Consider the following 24,594-nt stretch of genomic DNA (forward strand, 5'->3'; position numbering starts at 1 on the left):
TTGGTCTTGGGAACGTGTCAGGCGGCCTGCTGGGCGAACTTCCAGGCCAGTTCGGCCATGGGACGGGCGCCGGCGCCTGAGCTCACAGCCTGGGCGCTCGAGGCCGTGCCGGCCTCCACACGTTTGGCGATGCCTTGCAGGATGGCGGCGATGCGGAACATGTTGTAGGCCAGGTAGAAATTCCAGTCGGCTTTCAACTGCTCGGGCGTGGCCAGGCCGGTGCGCTCGCAGTAGCTGCGGATGTAGGCCTCTTCCGAGGGGATGCCCAGGCCGGCAAGGTCGACGCCGCCGATGCCGCGCGACATGCCGTGCGGGATGTGCCAGGCCATGCAGTGGTAGCTGAAGTCCGCCAGCGGATGGCCCAGGGTCGACAGCTCCCAGTCCAGCACGGCGATCACGCGCGGCTCGCTGGGGTGGAACATCAGGTTGTCGAGCCGGTAGTCGCCGTGCACGATGGACACCATGGCTTCATCGCGCGCGCCGGCCGGGATGTGGGCCGGCAGCCATTCGATCAGCCTGTCCATCTCGGGGATGGGCTGCGTGACGGAGGCCAGGTACTGCTTGCTCCAGCGGCCGATCTGGCGGTCGAAGTAGTTGCCGGGCTTGCCGTAACCGGCCAGGCCGCGCTCGGCGAACTTCACAGTGTGCAGGGCAGCGATGACGCGGTTCATTTCACCGTAGATCTCGCCGCGCTGGGCATTGCCCATGCCCGGCAGGCTCTGGTCCCAGAGCACGCGGCCCTGCATGAACTCCATGATGTAGAAGGCGCGGCCGATCACCGACTCGTCCTCACACAGGCAATGCATCTGTGGCACGGGCACGCCGGTGCCGGCCAGCCCGCGCATGACGGCGAACTCGCGCTCCACGGCATGGGCCGAGGGCAGCAGCCTGGCGACCGGCCCCGGCTTGGAGCGCATCACATAGCTCTTGCCCGGCGTGATCAGCTTGTAGGTGGGGTTGGACTGGCCGCCCTTGAACATCTCCACCGTCAGTGGTCCGGCAAAGCCTTCCAGATTGCTCTCCAGCCAGGCGGTGAGGGCGGCGTTGTCGAAGGCGTGCTTGTCGGAAACCGCGCGGGTGCCGACGAAATGATCGTAGTTGTCGCTCATGGCTCTCAGTGGGTTTCGGTGTCGATGATGCGCATCAGCGCCTCACGGTCGCGCACCACCAGGCCGCCGGGCTCGATGCGGATCACTTCTTCTCGCTCCATGGCCTTGAGTTCCTGGTTGACGCGCTGGCGGGAAGCACCCAGCAGCTGGGCCAGTTCCTCTTGCGCCAGCTGCAGGCTGATGCGCATCTCGGCGCCATGGGACAGCGAGGGCACGCCGTAGCTGCGCACCAGGTGCACCAGCTGCTTGGCCAGTCGGGCCCGCAGCGGCAGGGTGTTGAGGTCTTCCACCAGGCCGAACAGCTGGCGGATGCGCCGGGCGTGCAGGCGCAGCATGGCCTCGTACAGCTCGACGTGGGTGGCCAGGATCTTCTTGAAATCGGCCTTGGCCACGCACAGGATGGTGGTGTCGCCGTGCGCATAGGCATCGTGCGTGCGGCGGTCGCCGTCGAAGATCGCCACGTCGCCGAACCAGATGCCCGGCTCCACATAGGTCAGGGTGATCTGCTTGCCCGAGATCGCCGTCGAACTCACCCGCACCGCGCCGCGCGCGCAGGCGATCCACTGGTCGGGCGGGTCGCCGCGGGCGGCGATCAGCTCGCCGTCCTTGTAGCGTTTGACGAAGGCGCATCGGAGTATGTCGTGCCGCAGCGATGGGGAAAGGGAGGAGAACCAGCGACCGGAATTGATCGCCTCGCGTTCCTCGATGGTAAGAATGGGGTCGTCCATGGCCTGTCGTATGAGTGACTGGAGGTGCACCCCATTGTCACGTGCGGGACCACGGCCCGTGCTCAGGGTTGTCACCTGAAGGACATAGAGCCCCCACGCTCGGCACTGCGTGTCCTCGCTGCCCCCCGAGGGGGCTGGCCTGCCTTGGGGCGGCCCGGCGGCAGTCCGGACTGCCTGCGTCCGCTCTATTCGTAGCGCGGGGTTTGCTTGGCCAGGAAGGCGGCGATGCCGATGCCGCCGTTGGCGTGGTGCAGGTTGCGCACGAAATGGTCGCGCTCGCTGGCCAGCTGGCGGTTCAGCCCGGTGCCGCCGGCGTCGTTGATGAGTTCCTTGATGCTGGCCAGCGCGTTGGGCGCCTTGGCATTGAGCTTGTCGGCCAGGGCCAGGGCCTGCGTGAGCGCATCGCCGGTGGCCACCACCCGGTTGACCAAGCCCAGCCCATGCAGGCGCTGGGCGCTGATGCGCTCGCCGCCCATCAGCAGTTCGCTCACCAGCTGGCGCGGCAAGGCCTGGGACAGGGCCCAGCTGGCGCCGCCGTCGGGCGACAGCGCGACGTTGCTGTAGGCCATGACGAAGACCGCGTCGTCGGCGGCCACGATGAAATCGCAGGCCAGGGCCAGCGAGAAGCCGGCGCCGGCCGCCGCGCCCTCGACCGCGGCGATCACCGGCTTGGGGAAGGTGCGGATGGCCTCGATCCAGCTGTGCAGGCCCTCGATGCTCTGGGCCTGGACCTCGGCCGGCTGCTGGCGGTTGGCCTGCAGGCGCTGCAGGTTGCCGCCGGCGCAAAACAGCGCGCCTTCACCGGTCAGGACCACGCTGCGCACCTCGGGGTTGCTTTCGGCCACGTTCAGCGCCTCGACACCGGCGGCATAAATTTCCGGACCCAGTGCATTGCGGTGCTCGGGGTTGGACAGGGTCAGCACCATGGTGGCGCCCTGGCTGGTGCTTTTGAGTTCTGCGGTCATAGTCAGTTGAGGACAGAGCTAAAGGTCTGTCCCGCAAAGTTTCACGATTCTTCCTGCAGCAGCGACAGGCCGATGGCGCCGCGCCGGCGCAACCAGGGGCTGGGGCGGTAGCGCGGGTCGCCGTAGACGGTCTGCATGTTGAACAGCACCTCCAGGATGTTGGTCGGGCCCCAGAGGTTGCCCATGGCCAGCGGGCCCAGGGGATAGCCCAGGCCCAGGGTGACGGCCGTCTCCAGGTCGGCCGGGCTGCAGATGCGCTGCTGGCAGATGTCGGAGGCGATGTTGACGATGGTGGCGACCACCCGCTGGGTGACGAAGCCGCCGGAGTCGCGGATCACGCTCACGGGTTTGCCGTCGCGCGCCAGCAGCGCGTGGGCGGCATCGCGCATGTCGGCGCGGGTGGCGGGGTTGGTGGCGATGACGCGGCGCCTGGTGGCGGCATCGTCGATCAGCATGTCGATGCCCACGGTGCGCGCCGGGTCCAGCCGCTCGACCACGGCCACCGTGGTGATGTCAAAGCCCAGCGGCGCCACCAGGGTCAGCGCAGTGGGCGAGGGCGACTGGCCGGTCTCGATCTTCGCGCCCAGATCCTTGAGCAGCTGGTACAACTCGGAGCGGCGCGCCGCCCGGCTCGAGACCCAGACCGGCGGCATGTCCGCGACCTGCGGCGCCGGCGCTTCCGCGGCGACCTGGGCCTTGCCCTCGACGTACTTGTAGAAGCCTTCGCCCACCTTGCGCCCGACCATGCCGCCAGCCAGGCGCTGGGCGGTGATGACGCTGGGCCGGTAGCGCGGCTCGTCGTAGTACTGGGTGTAGATCGACTCCATCACCGGGTGCGAGACGTCCAGCGCCGTCAGGTCCATCAGTTCGAAGGGGCCCAGCTTGAAGCCCACCTGGTCGCGCAGGATGCGGTCGATGGTGGCGAAGTCTGCCACGCCCTCGCTGACGATGCGCAGTGCCTCGGTGCCGTAGCCGCGGCCGGCATGGTTGACGATGAAGCCAGGGGTGTCGGCTGCCTGCACTGGCGTGTGGCCCATCTGGCGGGCATAGGCCGCCAGGCTCTCGCACACGGCGGCCTCGGTTTTCAGTCCGGCGATGACCTCGACCACCTTCATCAGCGGCACCGGGTTGAAGAAGTGGTAGCCGGCAAAGCGCTGCGGCCGCTGCAGGCCTGCGGCGATGGCCGTCACCGACAGCGAGGATGTGTTGGTGGCCAGCACGGCGTGCGCGCCGACCACGCCTTCGAGCTGGGCGAACAGGCTTTTCTTGACGTCCAGCCTTTCGACCACGGCCTCGATCACCAGCTCGCAGCCGGCCAGCGCCTGCAGGTCGGCTGCGCTGTGCAGGCGCGCCTTGCAGGCCTGGACCGCATCCGCGTCCATGCGGCCCTTGTCCTGCAGGCGATCCCATTGGGCGCCGATCTCCTCGATGGCCTTGGCCACTGCCTCGGCCTGGGCGTCGTACAGCCTGACGGTGCTGCCGGCCTGTGCGGCGATCTGTGCGATGCCGCGGCCCATGGCGCCGGCGCCCACCACGCCGACGGTCTTGTAGATGGTTTGCATGGCGGCATTATCCGGCAGCGTCGGCGTACACCGCAGGCCCATGCTGTGCAAGAATCAGGCATCCCATGAAGCCTGTCCTTCAGATGCAGCGCCTCGCAGTAGGTGCACTTGTCCTGGTGGCTGCCTTCGGCAGCTCAGCCCTCACTCTCGGCCGATCCCAGGGCCTGGCCCTGATCGGGCGCCCGCTCGACCTGGGCGTGCAGCTCGCGCTCGATGCCGGGACGGACCCGACCCTGTTGTGCCTGGAGGCGGACGTCTTCTACGGCGACACCCGGATCGATGGCTCGCGGGTCAGCGCCATGCTCGAAGGCGGCAGCGGGGCCAACCGCATGGCCCGCGTGCGCTCGACCGCGCCGGTCGACGAACCGGTGGTCACGGTCTATCTGCGTGTGGGCTGCGGCCAGGCCACCACGCGCCGCTACGTGGTGTTGTCCGAGCAGCCGGGGGACGGGGCCGCCGAGACGCCGGCAGCCCGCCCCCAACTGCCCATCCCGGTCCCCGGCCAGGCGCCCGTTGCCGCACCCGCTGCAGCGGCGCGGCCCAAACCTGCGCCGGCGTCCCTGTCCACGCCGGATGCGGCCGCTGCCGCGCAAGAGCGCGAAGCACGCCGTGCAGCCCGGGCCCAGGCGCGGGAGGCCAGGGAGGCCGCTGCCGCAGCTGCCAGTGCGCCGGCGGCTGCGCGTGCGGCGAAGGCGCCCTCGGCGCGCGAGCGGGCCCGCCTGAAGCTCGAGCCGCTGGACCTGAGCATCGAGCGCGATCCCACATTGAAGGCGACGGCGGAACTGGCGGCCGCCGCCGAAGCCACGGCGCAGCAGCGGGCGCAAGCCGCCGCGCTCTGGGCCGCGCTCAATGCCCCGCCGGAAGAATTGCTGCGCAATGTGCAGCGCCTGCAGACGCTGGAGGGCGACGTCAGCAGCCTGCGCGCTGCGGTCCACAAGAACAATGCCAGCCTGACCGACCTGCGCGGCCAGCTCGAGAAGGCCCAGTCCGAGCGCTATGCCAATCCCCTGGTCTATGCGCTGGCCGGCCTGCTGCTGGCCGTCATCGCGGCCGCGGTCTATGGGGTGCGGCGCGGCCGCTCGAGGCGATCAGCTGACGGCGGCGACTGGTGGCGCCCGGGCGTCGGCCAGAGCGTGCTCGATGCCGACCGCGCGGGGCCGCCGACCCGGCCGCCACCGCCCAGGCCGAGCAAGGCTCCCAAATCGACGCCCGGCCCGAAGTCCGGGCCGCCCGACCTGGACCTGCGGGTCAGCGACTCCGTCCTCAACAGCCTGAGCGCGCGCAGCGGGCCGCCCAGCCGGTCGGGGTCGCGCACCAGCGGGCACAGCGACTTCCAGGCCAGCCTGCCCTCCAGCCTGCGTGCGGTCAAGGCCGAAGAAGTCCATGACATCCAGCAGCAGGCCGACTTCTTCGTGTCGCTGGGCGAACACGAGCGCGCCATCGACGTGCTGCGCAGCCACATCAACATCTTTCCCGGCACCAGCGCCGTCGCCTGGCTGGACCTGCTGGAGATCTATCACAGCCTGAAGCGCCGGGAAGACTACGAATCCACCCGCCAGGAGTTCCTGGAGGCCTTCAACGCCGAGGTGCCGGCCTTCGAGGCCTACGGCGACCAGAGCCAGAGCCTGGAGGGCTATCCGCAGGCCCTGTCGCGCATCGTCGCCCTGTGGCCCTCACCCCGGGTGCTGGACATCATCGAGGAATCGATCTTCCGCCGGCCCGGCCAGGGTGGCGGCGAGGCCTTCAGCCTGGAGGCCTACCGCGAGCTGCTGCTGCTGCACAACGTGGGCAAGGAAGTGATCGAGGCGAGCGACAGCGCGCCCCGTTTCGATTTTGCCCGGGAAGCGCCGCAGCCGGACTTCAGCCACACCTCGATCCAGCCGCTGTCGGCCTCGCTGGCGACGGTGGCCTTGCGGCCGGCCGCGCCGGCCCCGCGTCCCGTCGCCGGTCCCGGTTTCAGCGATGACGGCAACATGGCCTTCGCCGATTTCCCCTCACTGGGGCTGGACATCAACCTGGACGAACCGCCGCCCGATTCGCCCGACTTCGCCGAGATCGCCGACAGCGGCCCGGCCTTCTCGCATTCCAATCTGGTCGACTTCGACCTGCCGGACGTCGACACCCAGTCGGTCGCGCCGCGCAAGCCGCGCAGCTGATTCAGGGCCGCCGACCGGCCCTGCCGCGGCTGGCCAGCAGGCTCATGCCCATGGCCAGCACCAGGCCGGCAAAGCCCGCCCAATGCAGCACACCCATGCCGTGCTGCACGATCAGCCAGCCGCCACTGGCCGCCCCGATGGCCTGGCCGGCGTACATGGCCGAACTGTTCAGCGCGATCGAGGCCGATGCCAGTGCCGGCGCGATGCCCACCAGCCGGGCCTGTTGCGCCGAGTTGGAGGAAAAGCAGCCCAGCGCCCAGGGAATGGAGACGATGGCAGCCAGCACCAGGGTGCTGCCCAGTGGCCAGAACAGCAGGCTCAGGGCCATCAGGGCGACGCCGGCCATGACGGCACGGTCGGCGCCGATGCGGTCGATGTGGCGCGACATCAGCATGTTGCCCAGGAAGCCGAAAGCGCCAAACCACATGAACAGCAGGCTCAGCTGGCCCGGCGTGATGGCCAGGGTCTGCTTGTAATAAGGCGCGAAATACGAGAACAGCACGAACTGGCCGGCCGAGTACAGCAGGGTCACGGCCAGGCACAGCATCAGCGGCCGCGAGCGCAGGGTTTCGCGCCAGGCCGCCGCCGACAGCGCCGGCGGCTTGACGCCGTCGGGCATGGCGCGCCAGACCCACAGCGCGCTGGCCAGACTGAGCAGGCCCACCAGGGCGAAGGCGGCGCGCCAGTCCAGCACCCCGCCGATGAAGGCGCCGATGGGCATGCCCAGCACCGAGGCCACCGACCAGCCCAGGAAGACGAAGGTGATGGCGCGGCCGCGCTGCGCGGGCGGCACCAGCAGACCGACACAGGCCGCGGCCTGCGGCGTGAAGATGGCCGGCGAGACCAGGGCCAGCACCCGCAGCGGCAGCAGGCTGGCAAAGCCGGGCGCCAGAGCGCAGGCCAGGTGCGCCACGGCGTACCAGACCATGGACAGGGCCAGCAGGCGGCGCCGGTCCCAGCCGGCCACGACGGCGGCAAACAGCGGCGCGCCCAGGCACATCAGCAGGGCGCCAGCCGAGATCAGCTGGCCGGCGGTGGCCACCGGCACCTGCAGCGAGGCGCTGATCTCGTTGAGCGTGCCCGGCACGATCATCACCCCCGTGCCGATGACGAAGTTGCCGAACAGCAGGGGCCACAGGACGCGGGGCAGGGCGACGCGGTCGCCGGCAGCGGTGCTTGTCATGGACGGGGCCTGCGCGCTCAGGCCAGGAATTGGCGGTGGGGCAGGCGCCAGCCGGTCAGCGCCGCACCTGCAGCGCGCCCGGATTGACCACGTTGGTCGGCGTGCCCCGGATGAAGTTGACCACGTTGTCGAAAGCCGCGCCGAAGTAACGCTCGTAGCTGTCCTGCTCGACGTAGCCAATGTGCGGCGTGCAGATGCAGTTCTCCAGGCGCAGCAGCGCATGGCCTTGCAGGATGGGCTCGCTCTCGAACACGTCCACTGCCGCCATGCCGGGGCGGCCGCGGTTGAGGGCGGCGATCAGGGCATCGGGCTCGAGCAGTTCGGCCCGCGAGGTGTTGACCAGCAGCGAGGTGGGCTTCATGCGGCCCAGGTCTTCGAGCGTGACCAGACCCTCGGTCTCGGCGTTCAGGCGCAGGTGCAGGCTGAGCACGTCGCTGCGGCTGAACAGGTCCTGCCGGCTCTCGGCCAGCTCGTAGCCGTCCTGCGCCGCCCTCTGGCGCGAGTCTTCGCGCGCCCAGACCAGCACGTTCATGCCGAAGGCCTTGCCGTAGCCGGCCACCAGCTGGCCGATGCGGCCATAGCCCCAGATGCCCAGGGTCTTGCCGCGCAGCACCATGCCAACGCCGAAGTTGGGCGGCATGGAAGTGGATTTGAGGCCCGACTGCTGCCAGCCACCGTGCTTGAGCGTGGAGATGTAGTGCGGCAGGCGCCGCATCGCCGCCATGATCAGGGCCCAGGTCAGTTCGGCCGGCGCCACCGGCGAGCCTGTGCCCTCGGTGACCACGACGCCGCGCTCGGTGCAGGCTTCCACGTCGACGTGGGGGCCGACCTTGCCGGTCTGCGCGATCAGCTTCAGGCGTGGCAGCTTTTCCAGCAGCTGGCGCGTGATGTGGGTGCGTTCGCGGATCAGGACGATGGCGTCGGTGTCGCGCAAGCGCACCGACAGCTGGCCGATGCCCTTGACGGTGTTGGTGAAGACCTTGGCGGGATAGGCTTCGAGCTTGGATGCGCAGGCAAGCTTGCGCACCGCATCCTGGTAGTCGTCGAGGATCACAATGTTCATTGCCTCCATTGTGCCTCGGGCGCCGCTGCCGCCGCGCAACGCCGCCGGCGCGGCGCTAGCATCAGGGGCTTTGCCATGACGCACAACAAAGGAGAAACCCCATGACGATTTCCATGTCCTCGGCCTGCCTGCCGCTGTTCCAGACCACCTTGGGCAATCTGTCCCACATCCTGGACAAGGCCCAGGCCCATGCGGACGCGCGCAAGTTCGATGCCTCGGCCCTGACCCAGTTCAGGCTGGCGCCCGACATGCTGCCCTTCACGCGCCAGGTGCTGATCGCCTGCGACGCCGCCAAGAACGGTGTGGCCCGCATTTCCGGCGTGGAAGCGCCGAAATTCGACGACACCGAAACCACCTTCGCCGAACTCAAGGAGCGCATCCGCAAGACGCTGGACTGGCTGGCCACGGTGCCGGCCGACAAGCTCGATGGCAGGGAAGACAAGGACATCACCTTCCCGGTGGGTCGCGAGAAGACCCGCACCATGAAGGGCCAGGCCTACCTCAGCCACTGGATGCTGCCGAACTTCTTCTTCCATGTGGTCACGGCCTATGCCATCTTGCGCCACAACGGCGTGGAGATCGGCAAGACCGACTACCTGGTGGGTGCGGCCGCTGGCGCCTGAGCGCCGCAGCTGCCCGGCCCTTCAGCCGGCAGCGGCTTCCAGCGCGGCCAGCCGGTCCAGCTCGGCGCAGACATCGGCCATGCGGCCGGAGATGACCATGCGGCCGGCGCCGGCGCGCGGTTGGCCTTCGTCGAGAACCCGCAGCACGCGCAGCGGCCTGGTCAGTGCCTTATGAGCACAGTTGTGGCCTGTAGCCCCCGTGGAATGGGCTTGGGATGCTATCAAATTTGCAGCGCGGCGGCATTGGCGAGGGGCCGCCTGCGGCAATGCCGCGCCGGCCAGCCAGGCCGCCAGGCCCTGCAGCGGGGCGAACAATCCGTTGAACGTGAACAGTGCGATTCCCATGTGAACTCCTTGAGTCTCAGAGCTTGAAACACAGGCAGGATTGGACAAAGGGGATGCCGCAGGGTGATGGCGCCTTGCGCCATACGCCCGCCACCTGCGGCGGCCCGATGGGTTTGCTACATCAGCATGGTGTTGCGGATCAGGCCGACCGCCAGGCCTTCGATCTCGAAGGGCTCGCCCGGCTCGACCACGATGGTCTGGTAGTCCGGGTTCTCGGCGTGCAGCTCGATCAGGTGCTTGTTGCGGCGGAAGCGCTTGACGGTGACGTCGTCGCCCAGCCGCGCCACGACGATCTGGCCGTTCTTGGCTTCCTTGGTGGCCTGCACGGCCAGCAGGTCGCCGTCCATGATGCCGGCGTCGCGCATCGACATGCCGCGCACCTTGAGCAGGTAGTCGGGGCGGCGCTGGAACAGGCTGTTCTCGACGTAATAGGTCTGATCGACGTGCTCCTGCGCCAGGATGGGCGAGCCGGCCGCAACGCGGCCGATCAGGGGCAGGGCCAGCTGGGCCAGGCTTTGCAGGGGCAGGGAAAACTGCTTGATGCGTGACTCGTGGATGGAACGCAGGGTCTCGCTTTGCAGGCGGATGCCGCGCGAGGTGCCGCTGACCAGCTCGATCACGCCCTTGCGGGCCAGCGCCTGCAGGTGCTCCTCGGCGGCGTTGGCCGACTTGAAGCCCAGCTCGGTGGCGATCTCGGCGCGGGTGGGCGGGGCACCTGTGCGCGCGATGGCGCTCTGGATCAGGTCCAGAATCTGTTGCTGGCGGGCGGTCAGCTTGGGCGCGTCAATCATGTCGGCTCCTGTTTGCATATCCAGTAGCTGTATTTTTAACCAGTTTTTGAAAGTGTGCAAGTGAGCGCAAGAAAAATCGTGGTTCTGGCCACAGGCGGCACCATCGCCGGCACTGCCGCCAGCGCAGGCGACAACGTGGGCTACAGCGCCGCGCAGATCGGCATCGAGCAGCTGCTGGCGCGCATTCCCGCCTTGCAGGGCCTGCCGGTGCTGGCCGAGCAGGTGGCCCAGATCGACAGCAAGGACATGGACTGGGACGTCTGGCGCGCTCTGGCCCAGCGCTGCGCGCACTGGCTGGCGCAGGACTCTGTGCAGGGCATCGTCATCACCCACGGCACCGACACGCTGGAGGAGACCGCCTACTTCCTGCAGCAGGTGCTGGCGCCGGCCAAGCCGGTGGTGCTGACCTGCGCCATGCGGCCGGCCACGGCGCTGCTGGCCGATGGCCCGCAGAACATCGTCGATGCGCTGGCGGTGGCGGCCTGGCCGGGTGCGCAAGGCGTGGTGGCGGTCTGCGCCGGTGTCGTGCACGCGGCCGACGATGTGGCCAAGGTCCACCCCTACCGCCTGGACGCTTTTGGCTCGGGCGACGCCGGTCCCCTGGGCCATGTCGAGGAAGGGCGCCTGCGTTTGTTGAGAAATTGGCCCGTAGCGCCCGTGAATACTGCGCCTTCTGCTATTGAAAATATAGCGAAAGCGCAGCAGCTGCCGCGCGTGGAGATTGTGCTGAACCATGCCGGCGCCAGCGGCGCCATGGTGCGCGATCTGGTGGCGGGCGGCGTGCGCGGCATCGTGGTGGCCGGCACCGGCAACGGCACGCTGCACCAGGGCCTGGAGGCGGCGCTGCTGGCGGCGCAGGCCGGCGGCGTCGCCTTGCTGCTGGCCAGCCGCTGCGCCAATGGCAGCATCGTGCGCCATGCAGCCGGGCCCATCCGCATGCATGCGCGCTCAGCGGTGAAGGCCCGTATCGACCTGCAGCTGGAACTGCTGGCCTGATGTTTGCCGCGCTGCAGTCCCACCCCTGGGCCTATCCCGCGCTGGAGGTGGTCCACATCAGCGGCATCGCGCTGCTGCTGGGCAATCTGGTGCTGCTGGAGCTGCGTGTGTTCGGGCGCGGCGCCGCGCTGCCGGTGGCCGAGCTGGCCCGCTTGAGCCTGGGCCTGGCCGGCGCTGGCTTTTGCCTGGCCGCGGCCTCGGGCTTGCTGATGTTTGCCAGCCAGGCGGCCGAACTGCTGGCCAACCGCGCGTTCACCCTGAAGATGCTGTTGCTGCTGGCCGCTGGCTGCAACGCCGGCTGGTTCCATGGCCGCGGTTCGCTGACAAGACTCGATGCGACCGCCAGAATGCAGATGCTGCTGTCCACCGCGATCTGGCTGGCCGTCATCACCTGCGGCCGCTGGATCGCCTACCAATGAGCAAAGGAGAAGCCTCATGCAACGCCGCACATTCACTCTCGCCGCGCTGTCCGCTCCCTCGCTGGCCCTGGCCCACCACGGCTGGAGCAGCTTCGACCAGGAGCGGCCGATCTACCTGGAAGGCAAGGTCAGCAAGGTGCGCTGGCGCAACCCGCATGCGGAGCTTGAGCTGGAGGTGGCCTCCGGCCTGAAGCTGCCGGCCGATCTGGCGTCGCGCAGCGTGCCGGCGCAGTCGGCGCCGGTCGACGCCAAGGCCATCCTGTCCAAGGCCGTGGTGCCGCGGCGCACGGACCGCAAGTGGGAAATCGAGTTGGCGCCGCTGACGCGCATGGAGGCCTGGAAGGTCGCCGAGATCAAGCGCGGCGCCCAGCTGGCGTTGGTGGGCTTCACCCTGCCCGAGGAGAAGGGCGAGGCCGTGCTGCGGGTGGAATACCTGTTTGTCGACGGCAAGGCCTATGCCTTGCGCTCGAGTCCAGCGTGAATGGCCGCCTGATTACTCGCTCAAGGCCTTCAGGGCGCGGCCGGTGATGTCCTCGACGCTGCCCATGCCGCTGATCATGCGGTACTTGGGCGCGTTGGCGGGATCGGTGTTGGCCCAGCCGGAGTAGTAGGCCACCAGGGGCCGCGTCTGGGCGGCATAGACGTCCAGGCGCTTCTTGACGGTCTCTTCCTTGTCGTCCTCGCGCTGGATCAGCGGCTCGCCGGTCAGGTCGTCCCGGCCTTCGACCTTGGGCGGATTGAACTTGACGTGGTAGGTGCGGCCGGTGGCCGGGTGCGAGCGGCGGCCGCTCATGCGCTCGATGATGGCCCCGAAGGGCACGTCGATTTCCAGCACGTAGTCCAGTTTGACGCCGGCGGCCTTCATGGCGTCGGCCTGCGGGATGGTGCGCGGAAAGCCGTCGAACAGGAAACCGTTGGCGCAGTCGCTCTGGGCGATGCGTTCCTTGACGAGATTGATGATGAGATCGTCGCTGACCAGGGCGCCGGACTTCATCACAGCGTCGGCTTGCAGGCCCAGCGGCGTGCCGGCCTTGACGGCGGCGCGCAGCATGTCGCCGGTGGAGATTTGCGGGATGCCGTACTTCTGGCAGAGGAAGGTCGCTTGCGTGCCCTTGCCTGCGCCGGGTGCGCCCAACAAAATCAGTCTCATGGTGTCCTCGGATGATTGGGGAGATCGGGCGCTGCGGGCCGCGCCGCCATTGGCGTGCAACCGTTGCGCATCATGGCCCAAAGGATAGCATGCGCCCCTTGCGGGAGCTTACGCGCCGCCCCCGGCAAACAGGGCCCGCACCCGCTCCAGATCCTGCTGCGTGTCCACCCCCGGCCCGGGCGCCGCGTCCGTCACATGCACCGCGATGCGGTGGCCGTGCCACATGGCGCGCAGCTGCTCCAGGGCCTCGGTCACCTCCAGCGGCGCCTGCGCCAGCGTGGGGAACAGCCGCAGGAAGGCGGCGCGGTAGCCGTAGATGCCGATGTGGCGCAGCGGTAGCGGCTGCGGCAGCTGGGCGATGCCATCGACAAAGCCGTCGCGCCACCAGGGGATGGGGGCACGGCTGAAGTACATGGCCAGGCCCTGGTTGTCGGTCACCACCTTGACCACGTTCGGGTTGGCGAAGTCGGCCGGGCTGTCGATGGCGTGGGCGGCGGTGCTCATGCTGGCCTGGGGCCGCTGCTGCAGCAGGCCGGCGACGGCGTCGATCAGGGCCGGGTCGATCAGCGGCTCATCGCCCTGGACGTTGACCACGGTGGCATCGCCGTCCAGCCCGAGCAGGGCGCAGGCTTCGGCCAGGCGGTCGCTGCCCGAGGGATGGTCGGCGCGCGTCATCACCGTCTCGACCCCGTGCAGGGCGCAGGCCTGGGCGATCTGTGTGCTGTCGGTTGCGACCACCACCCGCGACGCCGCGGACAGGCGGGCTCGCTCGGCCACGCGCACCACCATGGGCTTGCCGCCGATGTCGGCCAGGGGCTTGTCGGGCAGGCGGGTCGAGGCCAGCCGCGCCGGGACCAGGACGGTGAAGGCCATGGCCACGCCCGCCATCACCCGGCCAGCGGCGTGCGCGCGGGCAGCTTCTCGAGCTCCTCGTCGCTGAGCGCGCGGGCTTCCTCTTCCAGCAGGATGGGCATGCCGTCGCGCACCGGGTAGGCCAGGCGCGCGGCGCGCGAGAGCAGCTCCTGGCGCTCGCGGTCGTAGTCCAGGAAGCCCTTTGTCACGGGGCACACCAGCAGCTCAAGGAGTTTGGGATCCATATCAGCCTTCGCCGAGCCGCCTCAAGGAGGCTGAAGCCCCCTCGGGGGGCAGCGACGACACGTAGTGCGGAGCGTGGGGGTTCATGGCCCCGATGATAGCTTTGCGTCCAGCAGCACATCGAGCTGTTGCCAGAAGTCCGGCGCGATCTCCAGCACCAGCGGCACGGCCCAGGCATCGGGCCGCAGTCGCCACAGCTTGACTGCGTCCTTTTCGGTGCAAATCAGGCTGTAGGCCCCGTCCTTTGGTCCTGGAGTGCTCTCAAAATCATAGTGATCTGGGAGCGAAAGAGCTTCGTGCAACTGCAGGCCTTGCTCGCGCAGCATGGCAAAAAAGGCCAGTGGGCTGGCGATGCCGGCCAGTGCGGTGCAGGGCTGGCCGCGCAGGCTGGCCAGCGCGATGCGCGTGCCGTCGGCGCGCTGCGCGTGGTCGGCCAGCGTGCGGCGCAGGCCGAAGCCGGCGATGGCTGCGGCCACTGCCTGCGGCCGCAGCACCAGGTCCGCCGGACGCGGCCAGGTCTCGCGCAGGGGGCCGGCCGGCAGCAGCCAGCCGTTGCCCGTGCCGCGCTCGTCGAACACGCAGATCTCGATGTCGCGCGCCAGTGCCAGGTGCTGCAAGCCGTCGTCGCAGACGATGACCTGGGTGGCGGGATGGGCGGCCAGCAAGGCCTGCGCTGCCTGCACCCGCGAGGCGGCGACGACCACCGGCACGCCGGCCTTGCGGCGGATCAGCAGCGGCTCGTCGCCCACCGCATGCGCTTCGTCTTCGGGCTGAACCTCGCGGCAGCCGCTGCTGGCGCGGCCGTAACCGCGCGAGACCACGCCGGCGCGCAGCCCGCGCTGGCGCAGGTGGTCCAGCAGGGCCAGCACCACCGGTGTCTTGCCGGCGCCGCCGGCCACCACGTTGCCCACGACCATCACCGGCACTGGCATGCGTGTGCTGGCGAACAGGCCGGCGCGGTAGAGGCGGCGGCGCAAGGCCGCCAGCAGACCGAACAGCTGGGCCAGCGGCCACAGCAGCCGGGCCGCCATCCCGCGCCGCAACCAGGCCTGTTGCAGCGTCTGGCCCATCGCGCTCATGCTGCCCCCACGCTCGCCCACTGTGTGTGGCTCGCTGCCCTCCAAGGGGGCGTTCGTGCCTTGGGACGGCCCAGCGGCACTCAGCGGCTCCCGTTGGCCGAGGACTGGGCGGCGAAGGTGATCTGGTTCAGTCCGGCGCGGCGCGCGCCTTCCAGCACGGTGATGACCGCCTGGTGGGGCGCCGTGCCGTCGGCGCTGACGATGACCACGCTGTCTTTGCCGGCCTTGGCGGCGTCGGTCAGGGCCTGCGCCACGGCCTCGACGCTGCGGCCGGTCACCGGTGTGCGGTTGATGGTGTAGCGGCCATCGGCTGACACGCCGACGATCACTTCCTTCGGGTAGTCGCGCTGGACATCGGCATCGGCCACCGGGAGTTTGAGCTGCAGTTCGGTGAACTTGCTGTACGTGGTCGACAGCATCAGGAAGATCAGCACCACCAGCAGCACGTCGATGAAGGGGATCAGGTTGATCTCCGGTTCCTCCGTGCGCCTGGGCCTGAAGTTCATGCCGCGCGCCCTCGTCACTTGCGCAGCGCCAGCAGGTGGCGCACGAAACGCTCGGAGGCCAGTTCGAGGGCCAGCAGGTAGCCGTCGACGCGGGCGCGGAAGTAGCGCCAGAAGATCAGGGCCGGGATCGCCACGATCAGGCCGAAGGCCGTGTTGTAGAGCGCCACCGAGATGCCGTGCGCCAGCTGGGCCGGGTTGCCGCCGGTCGCGCCGCCGCCGGGCGCCTGCGCGCCGAAGATCTCGATCATGCCGATCACCGTTCCCAGCAGGCCCAGCAGGGGTGCCGCCGAGGCGATGGTGGCCAGCGCGCTCAGATAGCGCTCGAGCCGGTGCGCCACTGCGCGGCCGGTGTTCTCCATGGTGGCGCGCAGGTCGTTCTCGCTGCAGCGCGGGTCGGAGTTCAGGGCACGGAAGCCGCTGGCCAGCACCTCGCCCAGGGCGGAGTTCTGTTCCAGCTGCGTCACCACGTCGGGGGCGGGCACCGCGGTGCGCGACACCGCCAGCGCTTCATCAAGCAGTCGCGGCGGCACGATCTTGGCGGTTTTCAGGCTGATGAAACGCTCGATGACCAGGGCCAGAGCGAGGACGGAGCAGGCAACCAGGGGCCAGATCGGCCAGCCTGCGGCTTGTATGATCGAAAACAAGTGGGGGGCTCCGCGCCAAAGCGACTGTTGTTGTGCGGCGATTATCGTGTACTCCTCAGCCTGTAGGAGAAGACTGCGCGACCGTAGGATCTGACCCACAGAACTTGTGGATAACTTTGTGCGCAAGCCTGCTCCCATTGCCCGCCAAGCCGCGCCAATGCTGCGCAATGACAAAACGATGACAAATTGAGCAAAGAAAAATCCAATGGAATCAATCACTTGCTCGACGAAATCAGGCTTTGGCGCGAGTCGTCTGACAACCCGGTCTTTACAAGCCAACTGTGGATGACATTGCCCCCGTCAACCGCGCGCAAAGCGCACCGCTGCTGATGGCCGAAGCTGAACCCCCAGCATTTGCGCCGCGCATCTGGCAGGTTGGCGCGTTATGCCGCGCCATTGCTGAGACTCTGGAGTCGCGCTTCAATCCTGTCGCGGTGCGCGGCGAGATTTCCGGCTTTTCGCGCGCTGCCAGCGGGCATTGCTACTTCTCGCTCAAGGACGCCCAGGGCCAGATCCGCTGCGCCATGTTCCGCCGCGCCGCAGGCCTGCTGGACTTCACGCCGCGCGACGGTGACGTGGTCGAGGTGCTGGGCCGGCTGGGGGTCTACGAGCCGCGCGGCGACCTGCAGCTGATCGTCGAAAGCCTGAGCCGGGCCGGGCAGGGCGCGCTGTTCGAGCAGTTCCTGCGCCTGAAGGCCAAGCTGGAGGCCGAAGGCCTGTTCGACGCCGGCCGAAAGCGTGCGTTGCCGCTGTTGCCGCGCGGCATCGGCCTGGTGACCTCGCCCGGCGCGGCAGCGCTGCACGACGTGGTCACGGCGCTGCGCCGGCGCGCCCCCCATGTGCCGGTGGTGCTTGCGCCTGCCTCGGTGCAGGGCGCGCAGGCACCGGCCGAACTGGTGCGGGCGCTGCAGTCGCTCTATGCGCTGGCGCAAGCCGGCCAGCTGGACGTGATCCTGCTGGTGCGCGGCGGCGGCGCCATCGAGGACCTGTGGGCTTTCAACGACGAACAGCTGGCGCGCACCATCGTGCAAAGCCCGGTGCCCCTGGTTTGCGGTGTGGGCCACGAGACCGACTTCACCATCGCCGACTTCTGCGCCGACCTGCGTGCGCCCACGCCCACGGCCGCGGCCGAGCTCGCGGCCCAGCCGCAACAGGCTTGGCTGGGCGCTCTGGACCTGGCGCAGGAGCGCCTGCGGCAGGCCGTGCTGCGCCGCGTGGATGCCGCGGGCCAGCGGCTGGACAGCGCGGCGGCCCGGCTGGGTCGGCCTTCGGCGCGCATGGGTGTGCAGCAGTTGCGGCTGGGCCGGGCCGTCCACCGGCTGCGCTATGCGGTGCAGACGCGGCTGCAACAGGCCCAGGCCCGGCTGGAGGCCAGCGCTTCCGCCCATGGCAATGGGGTGCGCCAGCGCGTGGACAAAGCCCAGCAGAGGTTGGAGCGCCACCAGCTGAGTCTGCAGGCGCTGGATCCGCGCCTGGTCCTGCAGCGCGGCTATGCCTGGCTGGCCGACGCCGACGGGCATGCAGTGACCAGCGTGGGCCAGACCCATGCCGGTCAGGCCCTGCGCGCCACCCTTGCCGACGGCGAGGTCGATCTGGTTGTCACACCGCCGCGGCTGATTTAGTGCCTAGAATCAGCCCGTCCAAAAGCAACACCAACCCGCGACAAACCACGAGGAAAACACCATGGAACATACCCTTCCCCCGCTGCCTTACCCGATCGACTCGCTGGCGCCCGCGTACTCCAAGGAAACGCTGGAGTTCCACCACGGCAAGCACCACAACGCGTACGTGGTCAACCTCAACAACCTGCAAAAGGGCACCGAGTTTGAGGCCATGACCCTGGAGGAGATCATCAAGAAGTCCTCCGGCGGCATCTACAACAACTCGGCCCAGATCTGGAACCACACCTTCTTCTGGAACTGCATGAAGCCTGCCGGCGGCGGCGAGCCCACGGGCGCGCTGGCCGATGCCATCAACAAGAAGTGGAGCAGCTACGCTGCGTTCAAGGAAGCCTTCGTCAAGTCCGCCGTCGGCAACTTCGGCTCGGGCTGGACCTGGCTGGTCAAGAAGCCCGACGGCAGCGTTGACATCGTCAACACCGGCGCCGCCGGCACGCCGCTGACCACCGCCGACAAGGCGCTGCTGACGGTTGACGTCTGGGAACACGCTTATTACATCGACTACCGCAACCTGCGTCCGAAGTTCGTCGAGACCTTCCTGGACAAGCTGGTGAACTGGGAATTTGCGGAAAAGAACTTCGCCTGACGCCCGCCGCAGGCGCAGCAAGGAAAAGGGCCGCAAGTGCGGCCCTTTTTTTGTCTGTTACTTAAAGGGCGCGCCGGCCAGCCTGAATCCCGGCTTGATGCCCTTTTTGGCAAACCAGCCCTGGTTCATCTCCAGCACGTAGCGCACCGGCTTGTGCGAGCAATGCGAATCGGTGGTCTGCGGCTTCATGTCCTCGACATTCACGATGCTGCCATCGTCAGCCACGAAGGCAGCCGACAGCGGCAGCAGGGTGTTCTTCATCCAGAAGCACTGCATCGACGGCTGCTCGAAGACAAACAGCATGCCCTCGTGCTGGGGCATGTCCTTGCGGAACATCAGTCCGGTGGCGCGCTGCTCGCCGGTCTGGGCGACCTGGGCGTCGATCTGGTGCATGCCGGCGGACAGTTTGACGCGCGGCAGGTTCATCTGGGCGTCCTGCGCCAGGGCAGGCAAGGCGATGCTGGCGGCGATGGCCAGGCCGGTGAAAAAGCGGTGGGCTACTTGCATGGAGCAATTGTCGCCCTGAATTGCAAATGCCCGCACGCGGCGGGCATCTGTTGGCTGGCTGGCCGCTCAGGCCTTCTTGGCGGCGCTGCTGTCGGCCTTCTTGGCCGTGGTCTTCGTCGTCGTGGCCTTCTTTGTCGTGGCCTTCGCCGTCGTGGTCTTCTTGGACTTTTTCTTGGCCGACTTGTCGGCCTTGGCCTTGCAGTTCTTCTCGGCCTTGGTGCTCTTCTTCGCCTTGCTGCTCTTCTTGGCTTCGGCCTTGGGCGCGGCGGCGTCGGGAGCCGGGCTGATGACGGTCGCCGGCGCAGCCGGGGCGGGGGCTTGCGCGAACGAGGTCGTGATGAACAGCGAGGCGATCAGGGCTGCGAGAAGCTTGTGCATGGTGGGGCTTTCAGGGTGAATCTATGTGTTGAAATCCTGCAGGTGGGCGCAGGTCCAGTCCTGACGACGAGTTTGCACAAAGATTGACCGGGCCCAAAAGCGGAAAAGCCCGCCAAAGGCGGGCCATTTCAGGAGAGCAAGAGAATTACTTCCTGGCTTCTTCCTTCTTCACTTCAGTCTGGCGGCCGGGGCCGTAGCTGCGGCGGGAGCTTGGTTATTTCCATGAACAAGCTCCACCGGGTCCTGAACCAACGCGGCCCGATCGCCTGGGGTTGACAGGGTGGGCGCCCATCTCCGGCGGCGCAGCAGCTGCGCGCTAGAATTCAAACGCTTCGCCACAGGCAAGCCATTTGCATCCTGTTCCCCCAACCCGGTGACGTTTTTTCCATGTACCAGCACATCAAGGTGCCCGCCCAGGGCCAGAAGATCACGGTCAATGCCGACACGTCGCTGAACGTGCCGGACGAGCCCATCATTCCGTACATCGAAGGCGACGGCACCGGCGCGGACATCACGCCGGTGATGCTCAAGGTGGTGGACGCGGCCGTGGCCAAGGCCTACGGCGGCAAGAAGAAAATCCACTGGATGGAAGTCTTCGCCGGCGAGAAGTCGACCAGGATCTACGGGCCCGACGTCTGGATGCCCGAAGAAACCCTGCACGCCGTGCGCGACTACGTTGTTTCCATCAAGGGCCCGCTGACCACGCCCGTGGGCGGTGGCATCCGTTCGCTGAACGTGGCCCTGCGCCAGGAGCTGGACTTGTACGTCTGCCTGCGGCCGGTGCAGTACTTCAAGGGCGTTCCCTCGCCGTTGAAGGAACCCGAAAAGACCAACATGGTGATCTTCCGCGAGAACTCGGAAGACATCTACGCCGGCATCGAATTCGAAGCCGAGTCCGACAAGGCCAAGAAACTCATCAAGTTCCTGCAGGACGAGATGGGCGTCAAGAAGATCCGCTTTCCCGACACCTCGGGCATCGGCGTCAAGCCGGTCTCGCGTGAAGGCACGGAGCGCCTGGTGCGCAAGGCCATCCAGTACGCCATCGACAACAACAAGCCCAATGTGACCATCGTTCACAAGGGCAACATCATGAAGTTCACCGAAGGGGGCTTCCGTGATTGGTCCTACGCCCTGGCGCAAAAGGAGTTCGGCGCCCAGCTGATTGACGGCGGCCCGTGGTGCAAGTTCAAGAACCCCAAGACCGGCAAGGACATCGTCATCAAGGACTCGATCGCCGACGCCTTCCTGCAGCAGATCCTGCTGCGCCCGGCCGAGTACAGCGTGGTTGCCACCCTGAACCTCAACGGCGACTACATCTCCGACGCCCTGGCGGCCCAGGTCGGTGGCATCGGCATCGCCCCTGGCGCCAACCTGAGCGACACCGTCGCCATGTTTGAAGCCACCCATGGCACGGCGCCCAAGTACGCCGGCAAGGACTACGTCAACCCAGGTTCGGAAATTCTCTCGGCCGAGATGATGCTGCGCCACATGGGCTGGACCGCGGCGGCCGACCTGATCATCAGCTCGCTGGAAAAGTCCATCGCCTCCAAGAAGGTGACCTACGACTTCGCCCGCCTGATGGATGGTGCGACCCAGGTCTCGTGCTCGGGTTTTGGCCAGGTGATGATCGACCACATGTGAGGTCACGAATGCGATGGCATCCCCGCGCAGGCGGGGCTGCTAAAAAGCCGCCCCACGAGGCGGCTTTTTTTTTGGCCGGAGATCCTAGGTCTCACAGCGTAAAATGGGCCATCGCATCGTGCTGCCGCGCGGTGCCCGATCAACCTTTTTCTGAGAGGCATCACCTTGGCTGCCGACCTTTCCAAGATCATCTACACGCTCACGGACGAAGCTCCGTACCTGGCGACCCACGCCTTCCTGCCCATCGTGCGCACCTTCGCGGCGGCTGCGGACATCGAAGTGGCCGAGAGCGACATCTCCGTGGCCAACCGCATCCTTGGCGAATTCCCCGACTTCCTGAACGACCAGCAAAAGACGCCCAGCACCTTGGCGGAGCTGGGAAAGAAGACGCTGGAAGCTGATGCCAACATCATCAAGCTGCCCAATATCAGCGCCTCGCAGAACCAGCTGGTGGCTGCCATCCGCGAACTGCGCGGCCGCGGCTTCATGGTTCCCGAGTACCCGGAGAACCCGAAGACCGACGAAGACAAGGCGATTCGCCTGCGTTACTCCAAGGTGCTGGGTTCGGCGGTCAATCCGGTGCTGCGCGAGGGCAATTCCGACCGCCGCGCTCCGAAGGCCGTCAAGGAATTCGCCCGCAAGCATCCGCACAGCATGGGTGAGTGGAGCCCCGCATCGCGCACCCATGTCTCGCACATGACGCACGGCGACTTCTACCACGGCGAAAAGTCGATCACGCTGGACAAGGCCCGCGACGTCAAGATGGAGCTGGTCACGAAGTCCGGCAAGACCATCGTGCTCAAGCCCAAGGTCTCGCTGCTGGCCGGCGAAATCATCGACTCGATGTTCATGAGCAAGAAGGCCCTGCTGGCCTTCTACGAGCAGCAGATCGAGGACGCGAAGGCCACCGGCGTGATGTTCTCGCTGCACGTCAAGGCCACGATGATGAAGGTGTCGCACCCCATCGTCTTCGGCCACTGCGTGCGCATGTTCTACAAGGAAGCCTTCGAAAAGCACGGCAAGCTGTTCGACGAGCTGGGCGTGAACGTCAACAACGGCATGGCCAACCTGTACGAGAAGATCGCCACGCTGCCGCAGTCGCAGCAGGACGAGATCAAGCGCGACTTGCATGCCTGCCTGGAAGACCGGCCCTCGCTGGCGATGGTCGACTCGGCCAAGGGCATCACCAATTTCCATTCGCCCAACGACGTCATCGTGGACGCGTCGATGCCGGCCATGATCCGCCAGGGCGGCAAGATGTACGGCGCCGACGGCCGCCTGAAGGAAGCCAAGGCGGTCATCCCCGAGTCGACCTTTGCCCGCATCTACCAGGAGATCATCAACTTCTGCAAGTGGCACGGCAACTTCGACCCCAAGACCATGGGCACCGTGCCCAATGTCGGCCTGATGGCGCAGCAGGCCGAGGAATACGGCTCGCACGACAAGACATTCGAGATCGCGGAAGACGGCGTGGCCAACATCACCGATATCGCCACCGGCGAGGTGCTGCTGGCGCAGAACGTGGAGCAGGGCGACCTCTGGCGCATGTGCCAGGTCAAGGACGCCGCCATCCGCGACTGGGTCAAGCTCGCGGTCACGCGCGCCCGCAACTCCGGCATGACGGCCGTGTTCTGGCTCGACGCCTACCGCCCGCACGAGGCGGAAGTGATCAAGAAGGTCAACACCTACCTGAAGGACCACGACACCCAGGGCCTGGACATCCAGATCATGAGCCAGGTGCGCGCCATGCGCTACACGCTCGAGCGTGTCGTCCGCGGCATTGACACCATCAGCGTCACCGGCAACATCCTGCGCGACTACCTGACCGACCTGTTCCCGATCATGGAGCTGGGCACCAGCGCCAAGATGCTGTCCATCGTCCCGCTGATGGCGGGCGGCGGCATGTACGAGACCGGCGCCGGCGGCTCGGCACCCAAACACGTGCAGCAACTGGTGGAAGAAAACCACCTGCGCTGGGATTCACTGGGCGAATTCCTCGCGCTGGCCGTGAGCCTGGAGGATCTGGGCCTCAAGACAGGCAACAGCAAGGCCAAGATTCTCGCCACGGCGCTGGATGCGGCCACAGGCAAGCTCCTGGACAACAACAAGAGCCCTTCGCCCAAGACCGGCCAACTCGACAACCGCGGCAGCCAGTTCTACCTGACGATGTATTGGGCCCAGGCGCTGGCGGCGCAGACGCAGGACGCCGAGCTGGCCAAGCGCTTCGCACCGCTGGCCAAGGCGCTCACGGCCAACGAGCAGAAGATCGTGGACGAGCTCAACGCCGTGCAAGGCCAAGCGGTCGACATCGGCGGCTACTATTTCCCGGACCGCCAGAAGGTCAGCGCGGTGATGCGTCCGAGCCAGACCTTCAACGAGGTGCTGGCCACGGCGCAGGCCTGAGCAAGCCCCGCCTGCGAACGGCGGGGCCCCCTGGCCGGCGGCTATTGGGCGCCGGTGTTCACGTGGCTGGTGGCGTGGAACTGTGGCGCGCGGACCTTGGAGTGCCGCAGGGGGCGCTCAACCGGCGCTGCCTGCTCGGTGCGGATAGGGCCGATCTCGGCCTGGATGTTCTGGGCCAGTTGGCCCTTGGGACCCTCGGCGACTTCGAACGTCACCCGGGAGCCCTGCTTGAGGGTTTTGAAGCCCTCCATGGCGATGGCCGAGAAATGCGCAAAAACGTCGGCCCCGCCGCCATCGGGCTCGATGAAGCCGAAGCCCTTGGCATCGTTGAACCATTTGACTGTCCCGGTGGCCGTTGTCATTTGTTCGTCCCAGCTTATTCCCTCTGTCTGTGCGAAGTGTCACGAATCCAGCAGGGGCTGTCAACAATTTCAAGAACTTAAGTTTCGCTGGCCGGGCTATCGCAAGCCCGGGGACAATTGCCGCCAGGCGTGCGGGCGGGCCATGCCCCGAGGGCCCGTTGCGGGCGTTGCTTGAATGTGACCAATCCGCCACCAATTCACCTTGGCACCACATAGCGAAAGCGCGCTCGCTAGAATGAATTTCATGGCAACAAATCCACCCACCCCGGCCCCGGTCGCGCCCAAGACGCGGCCCAAAGTCGACGACGGCGGGTCCGTGGTGCTCGAGAGGCGCACCCAGAAAACCAAGCCTCCCCAGATGTACCAGGTCGTCATGCTCAATGACGACTACACCCCCATGGAGTTCGTGGTGGTGGTGATCCAGGAGTATTTCAACAAGGACAGGGAGACGGCCACCCAGATCATGCTCAAGATCCATCTGGACGGAAAAGCCATCTGCGGCGTTTTTTCGAGGGACGTCGCGGCCACCAAGGTCGACCAGGTGCAGGAAGCGGCGCGGCAAGCAGGGCATCCGCTGCAATGTGTGAGCGAACCGGTTGAATAAATCCGGATCGAACCGATTTA

General features: G+C 67.2%; 27 protein-coding genes. 10 read left to right on the forward strand and 17 right to left on the reverse strand.

The genetic code is table 11. The features are described 5' to 3' along the window. Positions 1-17: 17 nt before the first annotated feature. The 4 genes from Q0632_RS11640 to Q0632_RS11655 form a co-directional block, all read right to left on the reverse strand. The gene (locus Q0632_RS11640) at positions 18-1,109 is read right to left on the reverse strand and encodes a phosphotransferase (RefSeq protein ID WP_298929319.1); all 1,092 of its coding nucleotides are present in this window, start codon (positions 1,107-1,109) and stop codon (positions 18-20) included. Between the two features lie 5 nt (positions 1,110-1,114). Beyond that, positions 1,115-1,837 carry a Crp/Fnr family transcriptional regulator gene (locus Q0632_RS11645; protein WP_298929329.1) on the reverse strand — a complete coding sequence of 241 codons (723 nt, stop codon included), beginning with the start codon at positions 1,835-1,837 and terminating at the stop codon, positions 1,115-1,117. A 185-nt stretch (positions 1,838-2,022) separates the two neighbouring features. Then, the gene (locus tag Q0632_RS11650; RefSeq protein ID WP_298929334.1) at positions 2,023-2,802 is read right to left on the reverse strand and encodes an oxepin-CoA hydrolase, alternative type; all 780 of its coding nucleotides are present in this window, start codon (positions 2,800-2,802) and stop codon (positions 2,023-2,025) included. Between the two features lie 41 nt (positions 2,803-2,843). Continuing rightward, positions 2,844-4,364 (reverse strand): 3-hydroxyacyl-CoA dehydrogenase, encoded by a 1,521-nt coding sequence (locus Q0632_RS11655; RefSeq protein ID WP_298929339.1) that lies wholly within the window; start codon positions 4,362-4,364, stop codon positions 2,844-2,846. 65 nt (positions 4,365-4,429) lie between these two features. On the opposite strand from Q0632_RS11655, the gene Q0632_RS11660 reads away from it, so the two are divergent. Next, on the forward strand, positions 4,430-6,520 hold the full coding sequence (locus Q0632_RS11660) for a hypothetical protein (RefSeq protein WP_298929344.1): 2,091 nt from the start codon (positions 4,430-4,432) through the stop codon (positions 6,518-6,520). 1 nt (position 6,521) lies between these two features. On the opposite strand, the gene Q0632_RS11665 is transcribed toward Q0632_RS11660, so the two are convergent. Both Q0632_RS11665 and Q0632_RS11670 read right to left on the reverse strand, forming a co-directional pair. Further along, positions 6,522-7,703, reverse strand: a complete 1,182-nt coding sequence (locus Q0632_RS11665; RefSeq protein WP_298929349.1) for an MFS transporter — start codon at positions 7,701-7,703, stop codon at positions 6,522-6,524. A 55-nt stretch (positions 7,704-7,758) separates the two neighbouring features. Beyond that, a complete protein-coding gene (locus Q0632_RS11670; RefSeq protein WP_298929356.1) occupies positions 7,759-8,766 on the reverse strand; it encodes a D-2-hydroxyacid dehydrogenase family protein in 1,008 nt (335 codons plus the stop codon). A gap of 101 nt (positions 8,767-8,867) precedes the next feature. On the opposite strand from Q0632_RS11670, the gene Q0632_RS11675 reads away from it, so the two are divergent. Then, the gene (locus tag Q0632_RS11675) at positions 8,868-9,389 is read left to right on the forward strand and encodes a DUF1993 family protein (protein ID WP_298929360.1); all 522 of its coding nucleotides are present in this window, start codon (positions 8,868-8,870) and stop codon (positions 9,387-9,389) included. A gap of 21 nt (positions 9,390-9,410) precedes the next feature. Here Q0632_RS11675 and Q0632_RS11680 read toward each other — a convergent pair whose 3' ends face one another. Both Q0632_RS11680 and lexA read right to left on the reverse strand, forming a co-directional pair. Next, positions 9,411-9,734, reverse strand: coding sequence for a hypothetical protein (locus Q0632_RS11680; protein WP_298929363.1), 324 nt, complete (start codon positions 9,732-9,734; stop codon positions 9,411-9,413). 116 nt (positions 9,735-9,850) lie between these two features. Then, entirely contained in the window at positions 9,851-10,525 is a 675-nt protein-coding gene (lexA, locus tag Q0632_RS11685; RefSeq protein WP_298929367.1) for a transcriptional repressor LexA, read from the reverse strand. Positions 10,526-10,585: 60 nt separating this feature from the next. On the opposite strand from lexA, the gene Q0632_RS11690 reads away from it, so the two are divergent. The 3 genes from Q0632_RS11690 to Q0632_RS11700 are packed head-to-tail and all read left to right on the forward strand — an operon-like array spanning position 10,586 to position 12,421. Next, positions 10,586-11,521 (forward strand): asparaginase, encoded by a 936-nt coding sequence (locus Q0632_RS11690; protein WP_298929371.1) that lies wholly within the window; start codon positions 10,586-10,588, stop codon positions 11,519-11,521. Next, on the forward strand, positions 11,521-11,940 hold the full coding sequence (locus tag Q0632_RS11695; RefSeq protein ID WP_298929374.1) for a hypothetical protein: 420 nt from the start codon (positions 11,521-11,523) through the stop codon (positions 11,938-11,940). Before Q0632_RS11690 ends, Q0632_RS11695 begins: the two co-directional genes overlap by 1 nt. A 16-nt stretch (positions 11,941-11,956) precedes the next feature. Further along, positions 11,957-12,421 carry a DUF6152 family protein gene (locus Q0632_RS11700; protein ID WP_298929377.1) on the forward strand — a complete coding sequence of 155 codons (465 nt, stop codon included), beginning with the start codon at positions 11,957-11,959 and terminating at the stop codon, positions 12,419-12,421. A gap of 12 nt (positions 12,422-12,433) precedes the next feature. On the opposite strand, the gene adk is transcribed toward Q0632_RS11700, so the two are convergent. The 6 genes from adk to Q0632_RS11730 form a co-directional block, all read right to left on the reverse strand. Further along, complete coding sequence (gene adk, locus Q0632_RS11705) at positions 12,434-13,090, reverse strand: adenylate kinase (protein ID WP_298929380.1); 657 nt, start codon at positions 13,088-13,090, stop codon at positions 12,434-12,436. 108 nt (positions 13,091-13,198) lie between these two features. After that, positions 13,199-13,963, reverse strand: a complete 765-nt coding sequence (gene kdsB, locus Q0632_RS11710) for a 3-deoxy-manno-octulosonate cytidylyltransferase (RefSeq protein WP_298929384.1) — start codon at positions 13,961-13,963, stop codon at positions 13,199-13,201. Positions 13,964-13,977: 14 nt separating this feature from the next. Beyond that, positions 13,978-14,187: a Trm112 family protein gene (locus Q0632_RS11715; protein ID WP_298929387.1), complete on the reverse strand. Its 210-nt coding sequence runs from the start codon at positions 14,185-14,187 to the stop codon at positions 13,978-13,980. 81 nt (positions 14,188-14,268) lie between these two features. After that, positions 14,269-15,264: a tetraacyldisaccharide 4'-kinase gene (gene lpxK, locus Q0632_RS11720; protein WP_298929390.1), complete on the reverse strand. Its 996-nt coding sequence runs from the start codon at positions 15,262-15,264 to the stop codon at positions 14,269-14,271. An 80-nt stretch (positions 15,265-15,344) separates the two neighbouring features. After that, positions 15,345-15,770, reverse strand: coding sequence for a biopolymer transporter ExbD (locus Q0632_RS11725; RefSeq protein WP_298929393.1), 426 nt, complete (start codon positions 15,768-15,770; stop codon positions 15,345-15,347). Between the two features lie 14 nt (positions 15,771-15,784). Then, on the reverse strand, positions 15,785-16,414 hold the full coding sequence (locus Q0632_RS11730) for a MotA/TolQ/ExbB proton channel family protein (RefSeq protein ID WP_298929396.1): 630 nt from the start codon (positions 16,412-16,414) through the stop codon (positions 15,785-15,787). Positions 16,415-16,743: 329 nt separating this feature from the next. On the opposite strand from Q0632_RS11730, the gene xseA reads away from it, so the two are divergent. Beyond that, positions 16,744-18,036, forward strand: a complete 1,293-nt coding sequence (gene xseA, locus Q0632_RS11735; protein ID WP_298929909.1) for an exodeoxyribonuclease VII large subunit — start codon at positions 16,744-16,746, stop codon at positions 18,034-18,036. 61 nt (positions 18,037-18,097) lie between these two features. Beyond that, a complete protein-coding gene (locus tag Q0632_RS11740; RefSeq protein WP_298929401.1) occupies positions 18,098-18,679 on the forward strand; it encodes a Fe-Mn family superoxide dismutase in 582 nt (193 codons plus the stop codon). 57 nt (positions 18,680-18,736) lie between these two features. Here the strand turns inward: Q0632_RS11740 and Q0632_RS11745 are convergent, their stop codons facing one another. Both Q0632_RS11745 and Q0632_RS11750 read right to left on the reverse strand, forming a co-directional pair. Beyond that, complete coding sequence (locus Q0632_RS11745) at positions 18,737-19,186, reverse strand: DUF192 domain-containing protein (protein ID WP_298929406.1); 450 nt, start codon at positions 19,184-19,186, stop codon at positions 18,737-18,739. A 66-nt stretch (positions 19,187-19,252) separates the two neighbouring features. Further along, entirely contained in the window at positions 19,253-19,564 is a 312-nt protein-coding gene (locus Q0632_RS11750) for a hypothetical protein (protein WP_298929411.1), read from the reverse strand. Between the two features lie 387 nt (positions 19,565-19,951). On the opposite strand from Q0632_RS11750, the gene icd reads away from it, so the two are divergent. Both icd and Q0632_RS11760 read left to right on the forward strand, forming a co-directional pair. Next, positions 19,952-21,205 (forward strand): NADP-dependent isocitrate dehydrogenase, encoded by a 1,254-nt coding sequence (icd, locus tag Q0632_RS11755; protein WP_298929413.1) that lies wholly within the window; start codon positions 19,952-19,954, stop codon positions 21,203-21,205. 165 nt (positions 21,206-21,370) lie between these two features. After that, positions 21,371-23,608 (forward strand): NADP-dependent isocitrate dehydrogenase, encoded by a 2,238-nt coding sequence (locus Q0632_RS11760; RefSeq protein WP_298929416.1) that lies wholly within the window; start codon positions 21,371-21,373, stop codon positions 23,606-23,608. A gap of 41 nt (positions 23,609-23,649) precedes the next feature. Here the strand turns inward: Q0632_RS11760 and Q0632_RS11765 are convergent, their stop codons facing one another. Continuing rightward, on the reverse strand, positions 23,650-23,970 hold the full coding sequence (locus Q0632_RS11765; protein ID WP_298929419.1) for a cold-shock protein: 321 nt from the start codon (positions 23,968-23,970) through the stop codon (positions 23,650-23,652). Between the two features lie 235 nt (positions 23,971-24,205). Between Q0632_RS11765 and clpS the strand changes: the two genes are divergently transcribed. Beyond that, positions 24,206-24,574 carry an ATP-dependent Clp protease adapter ClpS gene (clpS, locus tag Q0632_RS11770; RefSeq protein ID WP_298929424.1) on the forward strand — a complete coding sequence of 123 codons (369 nt, stop codon included), beginning with the start codon at positions 24,206-24,208 and terminating at the stop codon, positions 24,572-24,574. Positions 24,575-24,594 lie beyond the last annotated feature (20 nt).

It is taken from the genome of uncultured Ramlibacter sp., assembly GCF_936925435.1.
Classification (GTDB): domain Bacteria; phylum Pseudomonadota; class Gammaproteobacteria; order Burkholderiales; family Burkholderiaceae_C; genus Ramlibacter.

Coding starts and splice junctions, on each gene's coding strand:
- Q0632_RS11655 (WP_298929339.1), bottom strand. CDS start 4,364: ATGCAAACCATCTACAAGACCGTCGGCGTGGTGGGCGCCGGCGCCATG.
- Q0632_RS11700 (WP_298929377.1), top strand. CDS start 11,957: ATGCAACGCCGCACATTCACTCTCGCCGCGCTGTCCGCTCCCTCGCTG.
- Q0632_RS11660 (WP_298929344.1), top strand. CDS start 4,430: ATGAAGCCTGTCCTTCAGATGCAGCGCCTCGCAGTAGGTGCACTTGTC.
- Q0632_RS11725 (WP_298929393.1), bottom strand. CDS start 15,770: ATGAACTTCAGGCCCAGGCGCACGGAGGAACCGGAGATCAACCTGATC.
- Q0632_RS11740 (WP_298929401.1), top strand. CDS start 18,098: ATGGAACATACCCTTCCCCCGCTGCCTTACCCGATCGACTCGCTGGCG.
- Q0632_RS11765 (WP_298929419.1), bottom strand. CDS start 23,970: ATGACAACGGCCACCGGGACAGTCAAATGGTTCAACGATGCCAAGGGC.
- Q0632_RS11715 (WP_298929387.1), bottom strand. CDS start 14,187: ATGGATCCCAAACTCCTTGAGCTGCTGGTGTGCCCCGTGACAAAGGGC.
- Q0632_RS11745 (WP_298929406.1), bottom strand. CDS start 19,186: ATGCAAGTAGCCCACCGCTTTTTCACCGGCCTGGCCATCGCCGCCAGC.
- clpS (WP_298929424.1), top strand. CDS start 24,206: ATGAATTTCATGGCAACAAATCCACCCACCCCGGCCCCGGTCGCGCCC.
- Q0632_RS11650 (WP_298929334.1), bottom strand. CDS start 2,802: ATGACCGCAGAACTCAAAAGCACCAGCCAGGGCGCCACCATGGTGCTG.
- icd (WP_298929413.1), top strand. CDS start 19,952: ATGTACCAGCACATCAAGGTGCCCGCCCAGGGCCAGAAGATCACGGTC.
- kdsB (WP_298929384.1), bottom strand. CDS start 13,963: ATGGCCTTCACCGTCCTGGTCCCGGCGCGGCTGGCCTCGACCCGCCTG.
- Q0632_RS11680 (WP_298929363.1), bottom strand. CDS start 9,734: ATGGGAATCGCACTGTTCACGTTCAACGGATTGTTCGCCCCGCTGCAG.
- Q0632_RS11665 (WP_298929349.1), bottom strand. CDS start 7,703: ATGACAAGCACCGCTGCCGGCGACCGCGTCGCCCTGCCCCGCGTCCTG.
- Q0632_RS11640 (WP_298929319.1), bottom strand. CDS start 1,109: ATGAGCGACAACTACGATCATTTCGTCGGCACCCGCGCGGTTTCCGAC.
- xseA (WP_298929909.1), top strand. CDS start 16,744: ATGGCCGAAGCTGAACCCCCAGCATTTGCGCCGCGCATCTGGCAGGTT.
- lexA (WP_298929367.1), bottom strand. CDS start 10,525: ATGATTGACGCGCCCAAGCTGACCGCCCGCCAGCAACAGATTCTGGAC.
- Q0632_RS11695 (WP_298929374.1), top strand. CDS start 11,521: ATGTTTGCCGCGCTGCAGTCCCACCCCTGGGCCTATCCCGCGCTGGAG.
- Q0632_RS11675 (WP_298929360.1), top strand. CDS start 8,868: ATGACGATTTCCATGTCCTCGGCCTGCCTGCCGCTGTTCCAGACCACC.
- lpxK (WP_298929390.1), bottom strand. CDS start 15,264: ATGAGCGCGATGGGCCAGACGCTGCAACAGGCCTGGTTGCGGCGCGGG.
- Q0632_RS11670 (WP_298929356.1), bottom strand. CDS start 8,766: ATGAACATTGTGATCCTCGACGACTACCAGGATGCGGTGCGCAAGCTT.
- Q0632_RS11645 (WP_298929329.1), bottom strand. CDS start 1,837: ATGGACGACCCCATTCTTACCATCGAGGAACGCGAGGCGATCAATTCC.
- adk (WP_298929380.1), bottom strand. CDS start 13,090: ATGAGACTGATTTTGTTGGGCGCACCCGGCGCAGGCAAGGGCACGCAA.
- Q0632_RS11750 (WP_298929411.1), bottom strand. CDS start 19,564: ATGCACAAGCTTCTCGCAGCCCTGATCGCCTCGCTGTTCATCACGACC.